Source organism: Flavobacterium sp. 1355 (genome assembly GCF_017833415.1).
Taxonomy (GTDB): Bacteria; Bacteroidota; Bacteroidia; order Flavobacteriales; family Flavobacteriaceae; genus Flavobacterium.
Window position 1 is genome coordinate 201262 of sequence record NZ_JAFICC010000012.1, and the last position, 23477, is coordinate 224738.

14 protein-coding genes are annotated in these 23477 nt (G+C 33.8%); 4 read left to right on the forward strand and 10 right to left on the reverse strand.

The window, feature by feature from the left end:
- Positions 1-32: 32 nt before the first annotated feature.
- The 5 genes from JOD96_RS16810 to argS all read right to left on the reverse strand — a co-directional run bounded on the left by JOD96_RS16810 (position 33) and on the right by argS (position 12093).
- The gene (locus tag JOD96_RS16810; RefSeq protein WP_209565384.1) at positions 33-1571 is read right to left on the reverse strand and encodes a SusD/RagB family nutrient-binding outer membrane lipoprotein; all 1539 of its coding nucleotides are present in this window, start codon (positions 1569-1571) and stop codon (positions 33-35) included.
- A gap of 10 nt (positions 1572-1581) precedes the next feature.
- On the reverse strand, positions 1582-4803 hold the full coding sequence (locus tag JOD96_RS16815; protein ID WP_209565385.1) for a SusC/RagA family TonB-linked outer membrane protein: 3222 nt from the start codon (positions 4801-4803) through the stop codon (positions 1582-1584).
- A gap of 262 nt (positions 4804-5065) precedes the next feature.
- The gene (locus JOD96_RS16820; protein WP_209565386.1) at positions 5066-6568 is read right to left on the reverse strand and encodes a SusD/RagB family nutrient-binding outer membrane lipoprotein; all 1503 of its coding nucleotides are present in this window, start codon (positions 6566-6568) and stop codon (positions 5066-5068) included.
- A 9-nt stretch (positions 6569-6577) separates the two neighbouring features.
- Positions 6578-9781, reverse strand: a complete 3204-nt coding sequence (locus tag JOD96_RS16825; protein WP_209565387.1) for a SusC/RagA family TonB-linked outer membrane protein — start codon at positions 9779-9781, stop codon at positions 6578-6580.
- A gap of 530 nt (positions 9782-10311) precedes the next feature.
- Positions 10312-12093: an arginine--tRNA ligase gene (gene argS, locus JOD96_RS16830; RefSeq protein WP_209565388.1), complete on the reverse strand. Its 1782-nt coding sequence runs from the start codon at positions 12091-12093 to the stop codon at positions 10312-10314.
- 319 nt (positions 12094-12412) lie between these two features.
- Between argS and JOD96_RS16835 the strand changes: the two genes are divergently transcribed.
- Positions 12413-14827, forward strand: coding sequence for a TonB-dependent receptor domain-containing protein (locus JOD96_RS16835; protein ID WP_209565389.1), 2415 nt, complete (start codon positions 12413-12415; stop codon positions 14825-14827).
- 89 nt (positions 14828-14916) lie between these two features.
- Here JOD96_RS16835 and JOD96_RS16840 read toward each other — a convergent pair whose 3' ends face one another.
- From JOD96_RS16840 to JOD96_RS16860, 5 genes are all read right to left on the reverse strand, one after another.
- Entirely contained in the window at positions 14917-15588 is a 672-nt protein-coding gene (locus JOD96_RS16840; RefSeq protein ID WP_209565390.1) for a copper homeostasis protein CutC, read from the reverse strand.
- A 189-nt stretch (positions 15589-15777) separates the two neighbouring features.
- Entirely contained in the window at positions 15778-16785 is a 1008-nt protein-coding gene (locus JOD96_RS16845) for a 3-oxoacyl-ACP synthase III family protein (protein ID WP_209565391.1), read from the reverse strand.
- Between the two features lie 242 nt (positions 16786-17027).
- Positions 17028-17978 (reverse strand): ABC transporter ATP-binding protein, encoded by a 951-nt coding sequence (locus JOD96_RS16850; protein WP_209565392.1) that lies wholly within the window; start codon positions 17976-17978, stop codon positions 17028-17030.
- Positions 17979-18080: 102 nt separating this feature from the next.
- Positions 18081-18776 carry an OmpA family protein gene (locus tag JOD96_RS16855; protein WP_209565393.1) on the reverse strand — a complete coding sequence of 232 codons (696 nt, stop codon included), beginning with the start codon at positions 18774-18776 and terminating at the stop codon, positions 18081-18083.
- A 24-nt stretch (positions 18777-18800) separates the two neighbouring features.
- Positions 18801-19304 (reverse strand): lipocalin family protein, encoded by a 504-nt coding sequence (locus JOD96_RS16860; RefSeq protein ID WP_209565394.1) that lies wholly within the window; start codon positions 19302-19304, stop codon positions 18801-18803.
- Positions 19305-19506: 202 nt separating this feature from the next.
- Here JOD96_RS16860 and htpG point away from each other — a divergent pair, with 202 nt between their 5' ends.
- The 3 genes from htpG (at position 19507) to JOD96_RS16875 (ending at position 23340) form a co-directional block, all read left to right on the forward strand.
- Complete coding sequence (gene htpG / locus JOD96_RS16865) at positions 19507-21390, forward strand: molecular chaperone HtpG (RefSeq protein ID WP_209565395.1); 1884 nt, start codon at positions 19507-19509, stop codon at positions 21388-21390.
- 261 nt (positions 21391-21651) lie between these two features.
- The gene (locus JOD96_RS16870) at positions 21652-22473 is read left to right on the forward strand and encodes a Gfo/Idh/MocA family oxidoreductase (RefSeq protein ID WP_209565396.1); all 822 of its coding nucleotides are present in this window, start codon (positions 21652-21654) and stop codon (positions 22471-22473) included.
- A gap of 132 nt (positions 22474-22605) precedes the next feature.
- Entirely contained in the window at positions 22606-23340 is a 735-nt protein-coding gene (locus JOD96_RS16875; RefSeq protein WP_209565397.1) for a DUF4369 domain-containing protein, read from the forward strand.
- The last annotated feature ends 137 nt before the right edge of the window (positions 23341-23477 follow it).

A 23477-nucleotide genomic window follows, 5' to 3' on the forward strand; every position in this document is an offset into this window, starting at 1 on the left:
AAGATTTCTAATTAATAATCTTTTTTGTGCAATTATTTATTCCACCAAATTTTAGCAGTGATATCTACCAATTGTGGAGCATTTGGATTATAATTTCTTTCAGATAATGGATAAGGAATTCTTTTAGGAAAAGTACCATAAGGAACAACCGCATCAGGGCTCGCAGTAAAAGCAAATTGCCCTCCTTTGTAACCTGCAACATTTTGTGCTACAGCAGAAGTTCGTGGATAGTCTGTTCTGTTTTTTTCAAAGAAAGCTTCAAATCCATTTTCAGGGAAACTTGCAACCCATTTCTGAACAATTATTGCTTCTAATTTCTGGTCAAATGTACCTGCAACAGGATATGCATAAACACCATTAATGAAGGTATCTGCTGTTGCAGCTGATAAACCATTTTTCTTAAAATTTTCAGTGACAGCAGCATCATATTTTGCTTTTCCACTTTTACCTGTTCTTTCTAATGCCTCAGCCTGCAAGAACAGACTTTCTTCTCGTGATAACAAACACACTGGTTTTTTAGATCCGTCATAGATACCGGCCGGATCTGATGTTGTTTTTGAACTATTATAAATTACCGCTGGAACAGACGCAGTTATTGGGCCTTTCGTGTAACCTAAACTTGGATTCGCATCGTAATTTCCCTGATCTTGAAAAACGTATAATTTTGGACTGGTGCTGCCAGGATTCCAATAAACGAAAGGATCTTTTCTTGGATCATTATTATCAGTCAAGTACTTACCTAAGGTTGTACTAATTCTAATATTAGTTCTGGTATTTAATTTATAGTTGTACTCATACAAAGGGTTTTCATAATTTGGTGAACCAATAAAATTAGACTGGGCAGCATCCTTATCCAAGAAAGAAACATTTGGATTATTTAAGAGAGCAGCAATACCGGCATCTGAAACAGCTTTATTTTTTTCTGATTGTCTGATATAAATTTTCAATTTTAATGTATTTGCAAATTTTTTCCAGTTTGCCATGTCTCCAAGGAAAATAAAATCATCCTTACCGGGAACAATTCCTTTTGAAGTTGACAAATCTTTAGAAAGTGCATCATCCAAATCTTTGATCATCAAATCATATACTTCTTGTCCTGTATTGAATTTTGGAGTAAGTATTTTTGGATCACAAGCTTCAGTATATGGAATATCACCATAAAAATCTGTCATTACCTGCGATGCCTGAACATATAAAGTGGTAGCAATTAAATAATAATTCCAGTTTCCCTCTGCAAATGCTTTTCTCTGTACGGCTTTTATATCGTTTAAACCATCATACATAGTTGTCCATGCAAAATTGTAATCGTTTGTAGTAACGGTATAAGAATCTAAGTTTCTGAACTGATTTGCACCAGATGATTGTGTATAATACTGCGACCAAAATCCTCCTATTATTGAAAACACACCTCCTTCTGCTCCAACGATTCCAATAATTCCGGCAGGAAGTTGTGAAGACAATGGCGTAGTATCAGGAGTCAAAAGATCCGGATCTTTGTTGATATCTAAATCAGTACTGCATCCTATGAATGTAGTTGATAAAACAAGTATACTTATAATAAATTTTTTCATTTTCTTTTTTTTAGAATGTTAATTTAAGACTTGCACCGTAAGATCTTTGAGAAGGATTGGTTGCAAATTCTCCGGCTTCACTCAACAAACCATCTCCATAAGTTGATAATTCAGGATCTACATAAGGGTTGGCAGCAGGTGTCCACATGAATAGATTTTTTCCATATAAACTAATGCTTGCATTCGATATCTTAAATTGCTTTGTAAATGAATTTGGTACACTGTATGAAATGAATACATCTCTCAAACGAACAAACGTTTTATCAATTACATGTCCGGCTTCTATTCCAGGATTAGAAGAAGTGTTCCAGAAACTGGTCACTTTACTAGTGGTCATTGGAGTTGTATTTTCAGAATAAGTAATGTTTCCGGTTGCATCCTTAACCTCTACTACTGAGTTCGGAATGATGTAAGGATTTCTGTCGTTAAAAGTGGTTTCTATACCATTTCCTGAAAATTCATTTATTCTCTTAGTGTAAGAATACATTTGTCCTCCCTGTTTCCAGTCAACACTACAGCCTAATGTGAAGTTTTTATATTTAAAACTATTTTTAAACCCCATTACGAAATCTCGTTGAGAAGTCCCCACGTTGCTTTGGTCTTTTGCTGTCGCATAATATCCTGTAGAGGCTACCACAATTGGACGTCCGTCTGGTGTCAATTTAGGAGTATATGCTGTAAACATTCCAAGAGGCTCTCCTTTTTCGGCAACAAAATTAACCCCATACATAGATGCTAAGGTCAGTTTATCTAATCCGTAAGCAATATCAAGAACTTTTGATACGTTTTTGGTAAATGTTGTTGTAAAATCCCATTGAAAATCTTTAGTTTTAACAGGAACTATATTTAAAACAATTTCGATTCCTCTGTTTTGAAGATCTAAGATATTGTCTGTTTGGGATGTCGCACCGGTAGAACCGGCCAACGGTCTTGAAAATAATAAATCTGTTGTTTTTTTATGGTACACAGATAAATCTAAGTTTATTCTCTTTTTGTAAAAATTGCTTTCAAAACCTAATTCGTATTCGGTTGTTCTTTCTGGTTTAAGATTTGGATTTCCTAAGTTTCCAGATAGTTCATATCCGTTAACTCCACCAATTGGAAGCAAAATATTTCCAAATCCTAAAGCTGCATTTGCAGGAATCATAGAGTTATTGGTTTGATAATAACCCGTATCATTTCCAATTGCCGCAACGCTACCTCTTAATTTAATATAATGTTCATTTTTATCTAATACAACCGCACCCACACTCAACGAAGGATAAAAGTAAGAGTTGTTCCCTTGCGGAAGTGTCGATGTCCAATCGTTTCTACCTGTCAATGTTGCAAAATATTTATTTTGGTATGAAGCCTCAACAGATGCAAATACGCCATGACTTCTTCTTAAATAATCATCCTGTACCACAATAGGAGATAATATTGAATTTGACAACTCATAGAAGTTCGGAATATCTAAGTTGGTAATATTTGCTTTTAGTGAAGATCCGCTTCGTTCATTTGTGTTGAATCCGGCCATCGCACTAAAATTGAAATTCTCATTAATAGCTGTGCTATATGCCAAGTTGAAGTTATTATCAAACTCTATATTTTCGGTAGATTTTTCTGTAACTCCTCCAACAATTACTGCTTTTCCATTATCTGCATTTGCAGATCCTGGTGCATAACTCATTATTGCGCCATATGATTTGATTTTTTCACTTCTGTAATCTCCTCCTATTTGATAAGTGGCAGTTAATTTGTCGGTGATTTTATAACTCAAATTTACATTTCCAAAAAATCTGTTTCCTTTAATGTTGGTCGCATTTTCCTGTAAATCCCAATAAGGATTATCTACGTAAGGAGAATATAAATTACTTGGTGTGTTATAAGGATTGTTTGTATAATCCCTTAATCCGGTGATATTAATATCTCTTGGTGTCTGTGCTAATGCTTGTGCAACTGTACCTCCTTCAGTACCACCCTGACCTGTATTTACAACATTTTGGTCTTTGTTGATATAATTTACGCTCGTTCTTACAGTAAATTTATTTGCAGAAATACCTGCATTCAATCCGATTGTATTTCTTTTATAAGCATCTGCTGTCGTTGGAAAAATACCATCTGAACTGACAGTGGAGGCATTTAATGAGAAATTTGAAATTTCGCCACCACCACTCACACGAACACTATTTGTAAATGTTGTACCTGTCGTGTAAAAATCTTTTACATTATCAGGCAATGCAACATACGGTTTGGTTTGTTGTACACCATTAATCATAGCACCCCATGGTCGGGTTTCGCCATTGTATCTGGCACCCCATGAACCATTTTCATTACTTGCATGATTATTTGCATTTGCCGGACCATCCCATTCTGAGTAAGAAAGTCCATTCCATCCTTGTCCAAATTGATCCTGAAGATGAGGCACTCTTGCTACCTGATTGAAGTCTGTTGAAGTTAGGAAATCAATACTTATTTTTGATTTGTTTTTTGCTGATTTTGTTGTAATTAAAATCACTCCATTTGCAGCTCTCGATCCGTATAATGCAGATGCAGCAGCTCCTTTAAGGATAGACATACTTTCGATGTTATTAGGATCTAAGTCACTTATCCCGTTTCCTGCGTCAAAACTTCTTGTACTGTTTACTTTTCCTTCTGCAGTTGTTCCTCCACCATTATTACTATTATTAATAGGTGTTCCGTCAACTATGTATAAAGGACTGCTATTTGATAGTGAATTGAATCCACGGATCACTACTTTTGATGAAGCACCTGCCTGAGCCGGAGTAGTAATATCGGCCCCTGCAACTTTTCCCGATAATGATTCAAAAGCATTTACATTGGTAACATCAGTAAGATCCTTACCACTTACACTTGCAGTGGCATAACCTAGTGATCTTTTTTGTTTCTTGATTCCCATTGCTGTTGTTACAACAACAACATCTTTGAGTTCCTGAGCTGCAGCATTTTCCATTTTAACATTAATAAACGAAGAACTTGCTGCGGCTTCCTTCGTTTCCATTCCCATGTAGGCAAATACCAAAATATCGCTTGGTGCTGCTTTGATAGAAAATTTTCCGTCAAAGTCAGTTTGTGCTCCTAATTTGGTTCCTTTGATTAATACACTAACTCCTGGCAGAGGTATTCCGGCATTGTCTTTTACAACACCTGAAACCGGTCTTTCCTGTGCAGAAATTAATTGTAAGGCTAGCAAAAAGAAAAATGCTATAAACCCTTTTAATTTTTGTTTCATGTTTTATTTATTGAATTGATTGAGGGCGCAACTTATTACATTAATATAATTTTAACAAGAAATATTTCACTTTTAACTAAAAAAATTATAGCTTTTTACCTACTTAAAAATTGATTTTTAGATTAAAAGACTAGTATCAAATTATTTATAAACTCAAATTGACTCTAGCCAGATTTTGTTTTCCTATAAAAAAAACCGCTTAAAACTAAATTTAAGCGGTTTTTCTTTTTCATTTGTACTAAAAAATTTTAATTAAAACACGTTAGTTTTTATCCCAAAATATTTTAGTCTTTAATTTATCACCACCAATGGCCGTAGCAGCTGCATTATAATTTATAGCATTTAATGTTTGCTCTCTAATTGGATAAGTCATTCTTGAAGGGATTTGTCCCTCTGCGGCAGCATCAGCATTTGAAGGAGGTGTCAGAGCAGGAAAATCTAATCTTCTTGTAAATGTCCAACCCTCAAAACCTCTGTTAAACATTGCATACCAAGCTTGTTCTCCAATTTTTTGCTGCCATGTTCCTGTCGCAGTAGCATAAGCAACTGATGATTGTGCCATATAAGCACTTGCATCAGCAGTAGATACTCCCCAGTCTTCCATTGAAGCAGCAATTGCATTGTGATAATGAGATGTGGCACTACCGCTAACAGCAACCCCTCTTTCTACTGCTTCTGCTAATAAAAATTCAACTTCTGCATAATCAAGATAAGTCCCTTTAAAGTCAGGTTGTTGAATTTTATCATTTATATGTGTATATTTCCCAAAACTATTTTTTACTCCTATAACTCCACCTTTGTATGGTAAAGCATTACCATTATCATCTACTAAATTTTGAGCAAAATAAACCTTTGTTCTGGGATCATTTTTAGAAACTAAAGCATCAACAAATGGTTTCGCCGGCACAAAATCATGTCTTCCTCCAAAAACTAATTCAACAAAAAGCGGGTTGGTATTTGGAACATTTTTTTCATATGTTATTTTGGCATTATCCTGATTAGATGTAAAAGCACCTTTTGAAGCCGAAATAATTGCCGCATCTGCAATAGAATTCTCTAATCCAGATGCTTTAAGATTTATACCTAGTTTTAATTTAATACTATTGGCAAATTTTATCCATAAAGTTACATCGCCTTTGTAAATAAAATCAGCTTCTCCAAATGAAGGGTAGCCTGTTTCAATGTCTGCAATATCACGATCAAGACGCACAATTAAATCCTTATAGATATCGACAGCCTTATCATATTTTGGAAGATAGTTTCCAGACCCTTTAAACGCTTCTGAATAAGGAACATCTCCAAAAGTATCAACTAAAATTTGGTAAGAATAAACAGTTAGAATATCGATTAAAGCCAGTTGATTTTTTTTTGTCGCTGTTTTAGTTGCAAAATCAGGGTCAGCGGCTATAATAACTTGTTTTTCTATAAATTCTTTTGCCATCATTAAATCACTCAAAGAACCATCACCGGTTGATGTACCGGAAAAATAAGCGTCCCAATGGTTACCGGAAATATTTCTGGTTGTCCATTGATAAACAGACTCATCAATATAGGTCGTCTCAGTCCATTGCTGGTTAACTAATCTAAAGATGTTTTTATTTACACTTGTATTTACCACCTGCTCAGCTATACCTTTTTGGGCACTGCTGAAAAGAGTAGCCGCCGGTACCTCCGAAGGGTTTTTTGTATCTTCATTCAGGTCAGTCAAATCACTGCAAGAAGTTGTAAGTGCTAAAACACTTAAAAAATAAATTATTTTTCTCATTGTATTGTATTAAAATTTAAATGTTAAATTAAAGCCTATGTCTCTTGTTGTAGGCAGCGATCCAACAGAATAACCTCTGGATTTATTACCAGATGACAAGCCGCTTTCTGGATCAGCATAAGGAAGATTCTTGCTTATTATCCATAAATTTGACCCTAACAAACTAAATGTAGCTGAATCAACAAATGTTCCTTCGAACATCTTTTTTGGAAAATTATATGAAATCGAAACTTCTCTTAATTTCACATAAGAAGCATCATAAATAAATGCCTTAGCGGGTTGCGCTAAGTATCCATAATTATTAGAAAAAGTTCCGGGATTTTGTGACATTTTAGTATTTGCGGTTCCATCTGGAGCCACACCAGCATTTAAAATACCTGTTTCGCGAATATTGCCTGCTGCAGTCTCTCTATACAAACCGGTTGCAAGACCGTAATACATATCCAGAGAGAAAATATCTCCCCCTTTTTGGGTATCAATCAAAAATCCAAAGGCAACATTTTTATAAGTAAATTTGTTTCTAATACCGCCAATCCAATTAGGAGTAATATTTCCTATAATATTATCAGAGGTTGTCGTAATCATATATTTACCTGTGTTTTGATCTACTGTACGTTGACCATTAGTATAAACATAATCCGTTCCTTTTATACTGCCATAAGCTTCATTAGGAGCAGCATTAGTAGTCACTCCACCTTGAAAACCTGCCAACTGCAAATTATTTATACCGCCAGGCAGTGAAATAACTTTACTCTTATTGTTAGACCAGTTTACTGTAATATCCCAGCTAAAACTTTCCGTTTTAACAGGGGTGCCTGTAATCTGAATTTCTAAACCTTTATTGTCTATATTACCACCATTAACTACTGCGTTTTTAAAATGTGATACAGAAGAAACCTCCGCAGAAACAATTTGGTCAACAGAATTGGTTTTATAATAAGTAACATCAAAACCTAAACGTCTATTAAGCATACTGGTTTCTAAACCTACTTCAAAAGATTTTGTCCTTTCAGGTTTTAGATTAGAATTTTTATTGGTATTTGGTAAAGTATACATTGGTTCATTATTAAAATTAGAACTTCTTGTATAGGTATTTACCAACTGTAATGCATCAGCATCGTTTCCTACTTCAGCATAATTCATTCTGAATTTCCCTAAATTCAACCACTTTTGCTGTATTAGATTGGAGAATAAAATAGAGCCTGAAACTGCAGGATATACATATACATTATTCCCCTTAGGCAATGTAGAAGACTCATCACGTCTTATAGATGCATCTAAAAAATAAGTGTCTTTATATCCCAAAGATGCCTGTGCATAAATACCATTTACTTGTTTGGTATATTTATTTTCAAGAGGAAAAGGCAACGCAAATCTTGAATTTGATAACGCATATATTCCCGGAGTAACTAATCCGCCAATTGTAGATGAAAGAACTTTATCTCTGTCATCTCTTCTTACGTTTGCACCCAATATTCCTGTTAGACTAAGATCTTCACCAAATTTTTTATTGAAGTTAAGCATGAAATCATAATTGATTTCTTGAAAATTACTATCCAATCTCTGATATCCGGAAGTTTCATCAACAGGAGATAATCCAAATCCGGAAGCAATAGAGCCAACAGCTCTTCTTTCTTCCTGAAGTTCTTTATAAGTATCTAAAGAAACTCGCCCTAAAGCACTTAACCAGTTTGTAATTTGATAATTCAGAGAAGCATAACTAAACAAACGTGTTCTATTATCTGAAGAATAATTTTGATGACGTGTAAAATAAGGGTTATCCCAATAAGCAGGCACCAATCCATCTACAGAAGTTGGATCAGCCCAATTCCAGGTAATATTTTGACCTCCAGATGCATTATAAGCATTATGAAGTTCTTTTATATCGGTATTGGTTTGCCACCATTGTCTAAAGTTACCCAAAATATTGTCATTATAACCTGTTGAGTTTCTACCAACCGTGCTTTGCAAAGTAACAGCAGCATAAGCATTAGCAGTTAATTTGTCTGTAATATTTTGACTAAATCTTGCACTTAACTGATTCTTTTTTAATTCACTATTTGGTAAAATACCTGTTTGAAGAGTATTTACATACGACAATGAGATACTCGCCTTTTCTGTAGACTTTTCCAGAGACAGACTATTTGTAGTAGTTTGAGCGGTTTTGAAAAAAGAAATTGGGCCATTTTGAGCTGCACTCCATGCCGTTGCCTTACCGTAATTTTTAGAATATGGGGTAAAAGCATCCCATTGATAAACAGGCTGTCCTGTAAAAGCATCTCCATAAGAGGCATCATTAGAAGTATCGACTGTTGGAATTGTGCTGTCTGGATCTATGAAGGAACTTCCGATACCATATCCTGATCCATATTTTGTCTGATATTTAGGAAACGTCGACTTATCAATTGTACCAACAGTTAAGCTGCTTGAAAAAGTAAAGCCAACTTTCTTATCCCCTTTTTTTCCCTTTTTGGTTGTTACCATTACAACTCCATTAGCCGCCCTAGAACCGTATAAAGCGGTTGCAGCAGCTCCTTTAAGAATATTAATACTTTCTATATCCTCCTGATTTATATCTGACACGTTATTACCGTAATCATATCCTCCACGACCTGTTGACTGGCTATCAGTATTAGAATTTGAATTATCTATAGCAACACCATCTACAACCCATAAAGCCTGATTATTTCCAGTAAGTGATTTATTACCACGAATTACTACATTTGTTGAGCCTCCAAAATTTGTATTTCTAGAAACTTCAACCCCTGCAGCCTTGCCTGATAAAAGATTAGCTACATTTGCATTTCCAGCTCCTCCATCTAAATCTTTCCCGGAGATTTGCTGAGTTGCATATCCTAAAGATTTTTTCTCTCTTTTTACCCCCATTGCTGTTGTAACCAAAACCCCTTCCAGTTCTGTCGCATTGTTTAGCATTTTGATATTAATGGTAGATGAACTTGCTAAAACCTCTTGGGTTTTCATACCAATGTAACTAAATACCAAAATTTGAGATGCTGATGCTTTAACAGCATACTTTCCATCAAAATCTGTTTGTGCACCTGATTGTGTTCCTTTAACCAAAACACTTACTCCTGGTAATGGAATACCTGCATTGTCAGAAACTGTACCGGTAATTTTTCTTTCTTGTGCAAATGTCATCTGTAAAGCGATAGAAAAAAAAAGCACCATAAGTCCTTTTAATTTTTGTTTCATAATTTGATTTTTTTTGATTTGGAGTGCAACTTATCAAATTAATATATTTTTAACAAGAAATATTATATATTTAACATTATTATATATAATATTTTTCCTATATATAATAACACAATACAAAAATTGAATATGTTAACTACTTAATAATAAATTAACTGCCATTTTATTTTCTTTAACTAATTTTGTAAGAATTAATTTGGGAAATAATCTAAATAAAAATCAAAAAAGGAAGTTTTTTAGAACTTTTATATTTTAAATGAAAAGTGAATAATTAAGTTTTAGAATAATTATATAAAAAAAGCCGTCTAAAACTAACTTAGACGGCTTGACCTTTTATTTATTTTTACTAAAAGCTTACTAATTCAAAATAGTTAAAAATGAAATATAAGGAGGTATTTTAAATTACCATTATTTGAAAGCAAATGTAAAATCAATTCAAAATTTTTACAGGAACAATATGTTTAAAAAGCATCAAAAAAAGCCAACAATTTGAAAACTGTTGGCTTTATAAATTTTAATATTTTGAAATATTACATTCTCTCCGGAACTTCAATTCCTAATAAAGTGAAGGCTGACTTAATAACCTCGGCAACTTTTTGTGATAATTGTACTCTGAATATTTTTTTTGTCAAATCAATTTCACCTAAAATATGTACTGATTGATAAAACGAATTATATTCTTTTACCAAATCATATGTGTAGTTTGCTATCAGGGCAGGACTGTGATTTTGAGCTGCATTTTGAATTACTTCCGGAAAAAGTTCGATCTGTTTTACCAATTCTTTTTCTTTTTCGTGAAGCACTTCGACTTCCCTCAGTATGACATTATAGTCAAAATCAGCTTTACGAATAATTGACTGGATTCTTGCGTATGTGTATTGTATAAAAGGCCCTGTATTCCCCGCAAAATCAACAGATTCTTCTGGGTTAAATAAAATACGTTTTTTAGGATCGACTTTTAAAATGTAATATTTAAGCGCGCCAAGGCCAATTGTTTTGTACAGTTTTGCTTTTTCTTCATCAGAATAACTATCCAGTTTTCCTAAATCTTCAGAAATTTGTTTGGCTGTATCGGTCATATCCTGCATCAGATCATCGGCATCTACAACAGTTCCTTCACGGCTTTTCATTTTTCCGGAAGGTAAATCAACCATCCCGTATGATAAATGATATAAACTTGAAGCCCAGTCAAAACCTAATTTTTTTAAGATCAAAAACAAAACTTTAAAATGATAATCCTGTTCGTTTCCGACAGTATAAACCATTCCGCCAACATCCGGCATATCTTTTACACGCTGAATTGCAGTTCCTATATCCTGTGTCATGTATACCGCAGTCCCGTCAGAACGCAATACAATTTTACGATCCAGGCCTTCATCTGTCAAGTCTATCCAGACTGAACCATCAGGATCTTTTTCAAAAACCCCTTTGTCAAGCCCAACCTGAACAACGTCTTTTCCTAATAAATAGGTATTGCTTTCGTAATAATATTTATCAAAATTAACTCCAAGATTAGTGTAAGTTGTTGCAAAACCATCGTAAACCCATTGGTTCATCATTTTCCAAAGTGTAATTACTTTTTCATCTCCGGCTTCCCACTTTTTCAGCATGTCCTGAGCTTCAATAATAATTGGGGCTTGCTTTTTTGCTTCTTCTTCTGTTTTTCCTGAATCCATCAATTGAGAGATTTCAGCTTTATAAGCTTTATCAAACTCAACATAGTATTTACCAACCAGTTTATCACCTTTTAAATCTGAACTTTCAGGAGTTTCTCCTTTTCCAAATTTCTCCCACGCCAGCATTGATTTACAAATATGAATTCCGCGGTCGTTTATAATTTGGGTTTTATAAACTTTTTTGCCGGAAGCTTTAATAATTTCGGCAACAGAATATCCTAATAAATTATTACGAACGTGACCTAAATGCAAGGGTTTATTAGTGTTTGGTGAAGAATATTCGACCATAATAGCCTTATCGTCAGGATTTGGAGTTACATACCCAAATTTTGTGTTGTCTTTTATTTCATTAAAGAAATTCAGATAATAACTGTCTGCAATTACAATATTCAGGAAACCAGAAACTACGTTGAACCTTGCTACTTCCTCAACATTTTCAACCAGATAATCCCCGATTTTATTTCCCAATTCTGCAGGATTGCTTTTTATCACTTTCAGCAAAGGAAAAATTACCATCGTAATATCGCCTTCAAACTCTTTTCTGGTAGTTTGAAATTCAATTTTATCAACAGTAACATCAAATAATGCTTGTATTGCTTTTTGTATAGAAGGTGTAAGAATTTGTGATAATGACATGTAACTTATTTTTTTAAAGTGAGCAAAGATACTGCTTATTCATCAATTAGAGAAAATCAAAAACATATAAAATTTAGGAAACCAGTTAGAAATTCACAAAAATCAGAATATTTCAATTGTTAAAATTATCAAAAAATTAAAACCTTAATCCATTATAAAACAGCACTTCTTAAAAAAAATTAAATTTTCTTCTAATTTTTATGTAACATATCGACAGCTAAAGAGTCTTAATAGGGACTTTAAATTATTGTCAAAAGGAAAAAAAACAAAAAAAACAACAATCATCATCAATCAAATCAAATCAATCAAGTACCACATTATGAAACTAAAATTCTTACTGTTCGCATTACTGGGGGTAATGGCAACAGCACAAGCCCAGAATTCCGGAACAGTGTCCGGGAAAATTACAGAAAAATCGAATAACGCACCAATTTCTTATGCTACAGTTTCTATTAAAGACAATGGAAAAGTAGTTTCTGGAGTGAACACAGATGATAATGGTGATTTTGTTATTAAAAATTTAGCCTTAAAAAATTACACTATTGAAATTCAATATATCGGATTCAGAAAATATATCGGATCTGTCTTATTAAGCGACAACAAAAAAGAAGCTTCTGTAAAAGTTGCACTAGAAGAAGAAGCTACCCAACTAAAAGGCGTAAATATTGTAGCCGAGCGTTCAACAATAGAACAAAAAATTGACCGTAAAGTAGTGAATGTTGGAAAAGATTTGACTACTGCCGGGGCTTCTGCATCTGATATCATGAATAATATTCCTTCTGTAAACGTAGATCAGGACGGCAAACTTTCCCTTCGTGGAAACGATAACGTTCGTGTTTTGATTGACGGAAGGCCAAGTAATATTGACCCGGCGCAGTTATTAAAACAAATTCCTTCGACTTCTATCAAAAAAATTGAGTTGATTACAAATCCTAGCGCTAAATATAATCCGGAAGGAATGTCGGGGATTATCAATATTATTTTACACAAAAATGCAAACACCGGATTCAACGGAACTTACAGCGGTGGTATTACTTTTGGAGAAACTGCAAAATACAATCAGTCACTTGACTTGAACTACAAAACAGGAAAAGTAAATTTCTTTGGGAACGCCGGACAGAACTTCGGAACTTATTTTAATGATGGTCATATCGTAAGATTAGATCAGGATATTGTTCAGAATCTGGACATCAAAAACGACAATGATTCGTATTTGTATAAAATTGGAATGGATTATTTAATTGATGATCACAACACTTTGTCTTTTTATACCAATCAAAATAAATCTACAGGAAAAGGATTTGTAGATACTAATATTGATTATAATAATGTATTGGATTCTGACATTGCAAACATCTTTCAAAAATCAAGATATTGGGGACCAGAAACAACCGGAACTTATAATTTAGCCTACAAACACATCTTTAAAAAAGAAGGGCATACTTTAGATATTGAAGGAAATTATAGTGATACTAAAGAAATTCAAAATGCTTCGTTTGATACTGAGATCACAAATATCGACAATACATCTAACCGTACTATTTATGATGATTACATTAACGGTACAAGAAAATTAAGCACTGTAAACGTAGATTATGTAAATCCGTTAAATGAAAAAACTACATTAGAAGCCGGTGCAGAAGCCAGAATTACAAGAACTGATAATATTTATAATACCGGAAATCCGCTTGCAGAATTGCCAAGTTCAAATTATACCTACGATACTGATATTTATTCAGCTTATGTAACATTTGGTCAAAAGTTCAAAAAATTCAGTTACCAGTTGGGTGCTCGTTTTGAAAGCTACAAAGTTGCTGCAAATTTGAATAAGGGATTTGAAAAATTTGACGATGACTATATCACTTTATATCCATCAGCATATTTAACTTATAATTTAAACGAAAAAAACACTTTACAATTAAGCTACAGCCGTCGTGTAGACCGCCCAAGTTTAGAACAGACAAAACCTATTCGTGAGTTTTCTACCCCATTGGTTACTTCTTTAGGAAATCCGGAACTAAGACCTCAGTTTACAAATTCTGTGGAAGTAAATTACACTAAAACACTTGAAAAAGGAAGTTTTACAGCAGGTGTTTTTGTAAGAAGTATTAATGATCAGATCAACAGAATTTTATACCCTGACGATAAAGAGCCAAACAGTAACAAACAAATCATGTCTTTTACCAACTACGACAACAATACTGCGTATGGATTTGAGGCTTCTTTTAATTATAAAATTACAAAATGGTGGGACATTTCTCCATCTATTGATTTCTCAAGTATCAATCAGCAGGGAATTGTGTTTTTATATGATCCGACAACAAAGTTAAGTACTCCAATCGAAAGAAAAATTACAGTTGCGGCATTTAACGGGCGTATGAACTCAAACTTTAAAGCAAACAAGCGTTTAAGCTTTCTTTTATTTGGTTTCTACAGAGGCGCAGTTGACGGATTGCAAAATAATAGCCACGAAATGTACAAAATGGACATAGGTTCACGTTATACATTGTTAGACAACAAGATGAACATCAGTTTACGTTTCAATGATGTGTTCAATACTATGAAATATGCTTTTGACACTATGTATCCTTATCCTCAGGCAGGACAATTTTCATGGGAAAGTCAAACAGTATATTTAGGTTTAACATACAACTTTGGAGGTGCAAAAATCAAAAACCTGCAACGTAAACAAAGAGAAGACAACACTAATAAAGATGGTGGCGGAATGTTTTAGTCCCGTTTCTATTAGTAGATTTTAATATTTTTAATAATTTTTCTTGTAGAGAAAAGCCCTGGAGTGTGCCAACTCCAGGGCTTTTTTATTTAAAGTGAACTGATTAAAAAATTTATTTCTTCGGCATTTGCCATTTCAGAATCGTCTGTAACTGCTGATGAATGGTAAAAAGTGGGCTCCAACTTTTGCTTCAATAAATGAATATTTGAAGATCGAAGACCTCCTCCCGGCATAATGACAATTCGACCATTGGCTAATTTTTGAATTTTTTCTAATACCGAAATGCCTTCTGTAACATTTTTTCCTTGTCCGGATGTCAGGATTGTTTCAAAACCACAATCTATGACATCTTCGAGAGATCGCTCAATATCGGCAACTACATCAAAAGCTCTGTGAAAGGTACAAGATAACGGGCTGGCTAAATCTACCAGTTCTTTGTTTTTGGTTTTGTTTACACTTCCGTCTTCATTTAAAATTCCGAAAACAAAACCGTCAACTCCCAGTTTTTTAAACTGTTTGATATCTTGTTTCATTTCAACAAGTTCTTCATCAGAATAAACAAAATCTCCTCCACGGGGTCTTATAATAACATGCATTTTAATTGACAGTTCTTCCCGAACTTTTACTCCTAGTATATAATTTGGTGTCGTTCCGCCTAGTTGCATATTCTCGCATAATTCTATTCGATCAGCTCCATTTTCCTGTGCGATTAAGGCTGATTCAAAATTAAAACATGCTATTTCCAGTTGATTTTTTTCCATTGTCAATATAATCTATTTTCTCCGAATTTGTCATTGCGAGGAACGAAGCAATCTCACATTTCATCTAATTCATCAGAAAACGTAATATTGCTGATGACATTGCTTCGTTCCTCGCAATGACATTACTAAATTATAAAAAAACCTGTTCAAAAACTGAACAGGTTTTAATATATTATTAAGATCGAAAAATTACCATCTTATAATAGCACTTCCCCAGGTAAATCCACTTCCAAAAGCTGCTAAAACAACTGTGTCGCCGGTTTTGATTTTACCTTGTTCCCAGGCTTCTGTCAATGCGATAGGAATAGAGGCTGCTGTTGTATTTCCGTATTTCTGGATGTTGTTATGCACCTGGTCGTCTGACAATTTGAATTTGTTTTGAATAAATTGAGAGATTCTCAAATTGGCCTGATGCGGAATCAGCATATTAATATCAGAAACCTGCAGACCATTTGCTTCCAAACCTTCGTTGATAACCTCAGCAAAACGTACAACTGCATTTTTAAACACAAATTGCCCATTCATATAAGGATAATAACTTTCGTCATTTGGATCATTATCTGCTAAAATATCAGTTACCCAACGCGCTCCCATTCCCGGTGCCTGCAAAGCCAATTCTTCTGCATGCTGCCCTTCTGAGTGTAAATGTGTTGATAGTATACCTTTGGACAAATCTTCTTCACGGCTTAAAACTGCTGCTCCTGCCCCATCTCCAAAAATAACAGAAACTCCTCGCCCACGCGTTGTCATATCCAATCCGGTCGAGTGTACTTCTGAACCAATTACTAAAATGTTTTTATACATTCCTGTTTTGATATATTGATCAGCAACCGAAATAGCATAAATAAAACCAGAGCATTGATTTCTAACATCTAAAGCTCCAACCGTTTTAAGGCCTAAATCACGTTGTACTAAAACTCCGGGCCCTGGAAAATAATAATCTGGGCTTAATGTAGCAAAAACTATAAAATCAATATCTTCTTTGGCTACGCCGGAACGTTCTATTGCAATCTTAGCTGCTTTTACTCCCATGGAAGTTGTCGTATCTTCTCCGCGAATAATATGTCTGCGCTCCTGAATACCGGTTCGTTCCTGAATCCACTCATCATTGGTATCAATAATCTTAGACAAATCATCGTTTGTCACAACATTAGAAGGAACATAATATCCTAAGCCCGCTATTTTTGAATGATACATATGTTTTATTATTTGTTAAAAAATTGGATTGCAAATTTAAGTATACTTTAAAATATAAACGTACAAATTACTATTTTTTTCGTAATTAGCAATTTAATATCCTTTAATAATATTGCAAACAGGAAGATTATAATTTAAAAAAAAGGTTTTAAAACCAAAAAAACTGAAGAATCGTAAAACCACAATTAATTTTAAATTCAAAAAGCCATAACAATCTTTTATCGATTTTATGGCTTTTGGATTTATAGATAATTTAGACTTAAGAATATTTCCTGCTCCAGAGGCAAATCAATTTCGCTTTCAAAAAAAACTAATTGCCTTTTATAAACAGCTTCAATTAGATAATGATTTCCTCTAAAATAAGTTCTTCTGATTTTGACAGGAAGATTGGATTGTGCAACCATTTTAAACTGATGCGGATATACTAATGTTTTATGCGTTTCATCTTCGTAAGGAACTAGCAAGTGTGTTGCAATTTCGTTTACTTCTCCAAAAAGTGAAGCCACATATTTGGTCTTCGGATCTTCATAGATTTTTGTCGGATCATCTTTTATAACGACTTCACCATTTCTCATTACAATAGCTTCATCTGCAAACGACAGTGCGTCTGTACTGTCATGCGTAGCAATGATACAGGTAATTCCTTTTTGTTTTAGATATCTGAATAAATTTCGTCGAAGCGCATTTTTACGAAACGCATCAATCTGACTAAAAGGTTCATCGAGCAGAATTACTTCCGGCTCTAAGGCCAAAACCCTTACCAAAGCAATTCTTTGCTGTTGTCCACCACTCAAAAATTTAGCTTTAACATTAGAAAATTTATCCATTTCTACCATTTCAAGCAATTCCTGAATACGCAGTTTTTTCATGTTGGCAAATCCATTAGAAAGAAACTTCCCAACATTTTCTGCCACAGTTTCGTATGGAGACAAATCAAAATCCTGCGCCAGATATTTCATATAAGGCATTCCGGGAATTAAATTGTGTTTAGGACCCAGAACAGGCTCTCCATTATAAAAAATCGCACCTTCATCTAAGTCATATAACCCATATATAAGTTTAAGAAGTGTACTTTTTCCGCAACCACTTTCGCCAATGATTGCAATATTCTGACCTTTTTCTATAGAAAAAGTCACATTTTTTATAACCGGTGTTTCGGTATACGAAAAGGAAATATTTTTTATATCAAGCATGGAGTTCTAATTGAGGTTTCAAATTTACAATGTTTAATTCCTATTGTCAAAAAAAAAGCTGTTCAATACGAACAGCTTTTCTTTAAATATATTGTATGTAAATTATTTTCCGGCTTCTGCCTTAGCTTCATTTACCATTTTGTCATTTGCTGTAATTGAGAACTCAACACGACGGTTTTGTGCTCTTCCTTCCGGAGTATCATTTGTTGCAATTGGATCAACAATTCCTAAACCTGAAGTTTTGAAACGGCTTGATTTTAATCCTTTTGACACAAGGTAAGCTTGTACAGATGCCGCTCTTTGTCCGGAAAGTGTCAGATTGTATTCTGGTTTACCTGTATTATCAGTATAACCAAAAATCTGGATATCTGTATCACCGTACTCATTGAATACAGGAACAAGTTTATCTAAATTTGCTTTTGCCTGAGTAGTTAATGTTGATTTATTAGTATCAAATCTAACTGCATTTTCATTTAAAGTTAAGTGAATCCCTTCACCTACTCTTTCTACAGATGCACCTGGCAAAGCCTGATCGATTTCACGGGCTTGTTTATCCATCTTGTTTCCAATAAGGGCTCCGGTTCCTCCACCAACAGCAGCTCCAATTGCAGCACCTAATGCAGCATTACCGCCTTTACCTAAATTATTTCCTAAAATACCTCCAATAAGACCACCGGCAACTACTCCGATTCCGGCCCCTTTTTGTGTATTGTTTGCATTTTTTACCGAATCACAACTTGTAAACAAACTAACTAATACAAGTAAAGTACTTAAACTTAATGCTGTTATCTTTTTCATTTTTTATTCTTTTAAATTTAAATATTAATTAGCTCTTTGAAATTGGTACGTAACATCTTTTGTTTGTCCACCAACATTAATGTTGTCAATCAACTGAAATGAATTTTCAGTTAAACCCGCAACTTTAAGCAGATATCCATCTCTTACTTTTTTTGCTTTTACGCCAGCGTCAAGAATTTTAAGTACAAAAAGACCTTGATTGTTTATACTCCATACAATAGGTGATGTAAAACTTGTACAGCTTGCAGAAGTTAAAGCCATTGTTCCTTTATTGTTGTTTGAAATAAAATTCCAAGTGCTACCAATAAAACATTTTGAATCTGCAAGATCAAATGAATTTACTTTTATATAGTCTGAACCCGGGTAAGAAACATTGGTAAGCACCCAATTTCCTTTAATAGCTACTTGAGTAGATTTATCAAGTTTAGTCGAAAGTGTTGTCGCTTCAGTTGAAGCAGTTGAAGACGAAGCTGATTTACACGCAAATACAAGTGTGGCAACCATGCAAATGAGAATTATTTTCTTCATTTTATACATTTATTTAAGTTAATACTTACACGTTTAACAATTATTATACCACAAATATACGATACGTACAGAAAACATTGGTTTTAAAATCTAATTATTTTCTTTCAAAATTAACACTTACGACATTTTGTCACTTTAAAATAATTGGTATTTTTTTTGAACAAGTGAAAGTCATCACATTAAACTAAAAATCACAAAAAGTATGACAACAGGTAAAATTAATGTTTCAGTAGAAAACATCTTTCCCTTAATTAAAAAGTTTTTATACAGCGACCACGAAATCTTTTTGCGCGAGCTGGTTTCAAACGGAACCGATGCTACTTTAAAATTAAAACACCTTATTAGCATTGGCGAAGCTAAAGTTGAATATGGAAATCCTATTATCGAAATTAAAGTTGATAAAGAAGGGAAAAAAATCCATATCATTGACCAGGGTCTTGGTATGACAGCAGATGAAGTTGAAAAATACATCAATCAGGTAGCTTTTTCAGGAGCTGAAGAGTTCTTGGACAAATACAAGGATTCTGCTAAAGATTCTGGAATTATTGGTCATTTTGGTCTTGGTTTTTATTCTGCTTTTATGGTTGCAGAAAAAGTAGAAATCATTACCAAATCTTATAAAGACGAACCAGCTGCACACTGGACATGTGACGGAAGTCCTGAGTTTACTTTAGAGCCGGCTGACAAAACTTCACGCGGAACTGAAATTATCCTGCATGTTGCCGAAGATTCTCTTGAGTTCTTAGAAGATTCTAAAATTAGCGGTTTATTGAATAAGTATAACAAGTTTATGCCTATTCCGATTAAATTCGGAACGAGAACTGAAACGCTTCCTAAACCGGAAGATGCACCTGAGGATTATGTAAACGAAACTGTAGAAAAAGACAACATCATCAATAATCCAAACCCGGCATGGACTAAGCAGCCGAGTGAATTGTCTGATGAGGATTATAAAAATTTCTACAGAGAATTATATCCAATGCAGTTTGAAGACCCATTGTTTAACATTCACTTAAATGTAGATTATCCGTTTAACTTAACCGGAATTTTGTATTTCCCAAAACTGGGTTCTGATATGCAAATCCAGAAAGATAAAATTCAGTTGTACCAAAACCAGGTATATGTTACTGATAATGTAGAAGGAATTGTACCTGAATTTTTAACAATGCTGAAAGGGGTAATTGATTCTCCGGATATTCCTTTGAATGTTTCACGTTCGGGCTTACAGGCAGATGGTGCCGTTAAAAAGATTTCTAACTATATCACGCGTAAAGTAGCTGATAAACTGAAAGCTTTATTTAATGAAAACCGTTCTGATTTTGAGCAAAAATGGAATGATATTAAAATTGTATTGGAGTACGGAATGCTTTCTGAGGATAAATTCTATGAAAAAGCAGGCGCATTTGTATTGTACCCAACAGTTGATGATACTTATTTTACTCTTGAAGAATTAAAAGAAAAAATAAAAGACAATCAAACTGACAAAGACGGTAAATTGGTTGTTTTATATGCCGGAAACAAAGATGCTCAGCACTCTTATATCGAAACAGCAAAAGCAAAAGGTTACGAAGTATTACTTTTAGATTCTCCGATTATCTCTCACTTAATTCAAAAAATTGAAGGTGATAATAAAGATCTAACTTTTGTACGTGTGGATTCTGATCATATTGATAATTTGATTAAAAAAGAAGAAAACACGATTTCTAAATTATCTGACGAGGAAAAAGAAACTTTAAAAACTTCATTAGAAGCTTACATTCCAAAAGCATACTCTGTACAATTAGAAGCAATGGATAGTCAGGCAGCTCCTTTTATTATCACGCAGCCGGAATTTATGCGCAGAATGAAAGAAATGAGTCAGTCTGGCGGTGGCGGAATGTTTGGAATGGGAAATATGCCGGAAATGTATAATCTTGTTGTAAATACTAATTCTGATTTGGCTACAAGTATTTTAAATACTTCAGACAAAACACATCAGGAACATTTGGTAAAACAAGCTTTAGACCTGGCTAAATTATCTCAAAACCTTTTAAAAGGCGAAGCTTTGACTGCATTTGTTAAAAGAAGTTTCGAGATGATTAAGTAATAAATTTTTACTAAAATATTTTTAAAAACCTGCAAATTAATCTTTTGCAGGTTTTTTTTTATTTGAAATTAAAAAGCAGCCAAATCTTAATAAATAGTATCGAAAAGATTCACAGAAACCAACAAGACAAAAGTAAGTTTCATAAAATTGTTTAGGATTTAGATCCCGATATAAATCTGTTCCTTATTTTTTTATTACTACCAAAATCTTTTTTTACTATTTTTGGCTAGCCTTTGTTATCTAACTTAAACAAATACCACTATGAAAAAGACCTTTTTTTTACTCTTAACCCTTTGTACAACAGCAATAACATTTGTTTCCTGCGGAAGTGACAGTGATGACATTGTAAGCCAGGCAGACACATCTGCAGTAAGTGCTTCTATAGTTATTGATGCAATAAATGAAATGGATGTAAACACAGGATTGAAGGTATCTGCAGACAACTCAACTGCAAAACCATCTGAAACGGGACCTGAAGCCTGCGCTACTATCACAGTCGAAAAGACTACAGCAGAAGATTATCCAAAAGTAATTACGGTAGATTATGGAACCGGATGTACGATCAACCAAATTACAAGAAAAGGGAAATTAAAAATTACACTAACAGGACCAGTAACTATTACAGGCAGTAAAATGACAATTGAAAGAATTGATTATTCTATTAGTGATATGAAACTGGAAGGAACTATTGAGTATGAAAATATTACAACTGAGCAAACTGTACCAAAATGGACCAGAAAAGTCACTAACGGAAAACTTACCGATTTGCAAGGAAGATTCTACACAAATTCCGGAAACTATACAACAAAACAAACTGAAGGAGTTGCAACATTAACACTAAGTGACAATGTTTACGAAATTACTGAAGGCACTCACACTGTAACCTCAAACTCTGGTGGAGTTTTAACGCTGACTGTTCAGGAAACTTTGATAAAAAAGTACTCTTGTGATTTTATTTCTAAAGGAAAATTAAAAGTTCAGGGAGGCTATTTAAACGGAGTTGTTGACTACGGAAATAACGATTGTGATCGTAACTATACCTATACTCACGAAGACGGAGCAATCTATACTTTGGTAATGTAACTAATTCATTTATAAAAAAATAAAGCAATCCCAATTTAGAAATAGATTGGGATTTATTTTTATCAAAAATTGAACACTCATTTCTCAACATTCAAACTATTTTCTTTATTTTGCAGCAAAATCTAAAAACCAATGAAAAAATCAATTATTGCCTTTGCTGTTCTTGCACTGTTAGCATCATGCAGCAAAAAAGAATCTACTGACAGTTTACATCTTACCGGAAATATAAAAGGGTTAAAAAATGGAACTTTATATATTCAGAGAGTTGTAGATACTACTCTTGTTGCAATTGACTCTGTTAAAATCGATGGTAACTCTGCTTTTGAAAGAGACATAAAATTAGAATCTCCAGAAATGCTTTACTTATTCCTGGACAGAGGGGTAACAAATTCTTTAGACAATAATATTTTATTCTTTGCTGAGCCAGGAAATGTAAATATCGAAACTAATCTTGACAACTTTATTTACGGTGCTAAAATTACCGGATCTAAAAACCAGGAATTATACGAAGAATATAAAAAAATAAATTCCCGTTTTAATGATGAAAATCTTTCTATGGTTGAATCAAAATTTAAAGCTATAAAAAGACAGGATCAAAAAGCGATTGACAGTATAGATGCAAAACAGCAATCAAATATCAAAAGAAAATATTTGTACGCTACAAACTTTGCTATTAATCATAAAGATTACGAAATAGCACCTTATATTGCTTTAGCAGAGATTTATGACATCAATATCAAATTTCTGGACACTATTCAAAAATCAATGACGCCAAAAGTCGCTAAATCACTTTATGGAAAGAAACTAACAAAATATGTTAGTGACATCAAAAAAGAAGAACAAAAAGCTCCTGCAGCTACAGAATAAAAAAAAACGTCCTGAAGTCTCAGGACGTTTTTTTTTACGAATTTATGTCTAGTCCTGAAATAGCGATACACAAAAAGTATCATTATGGAAAAAGATCAAGAATTACGCTATATAAAGCGTACACAAAAAGACTACAC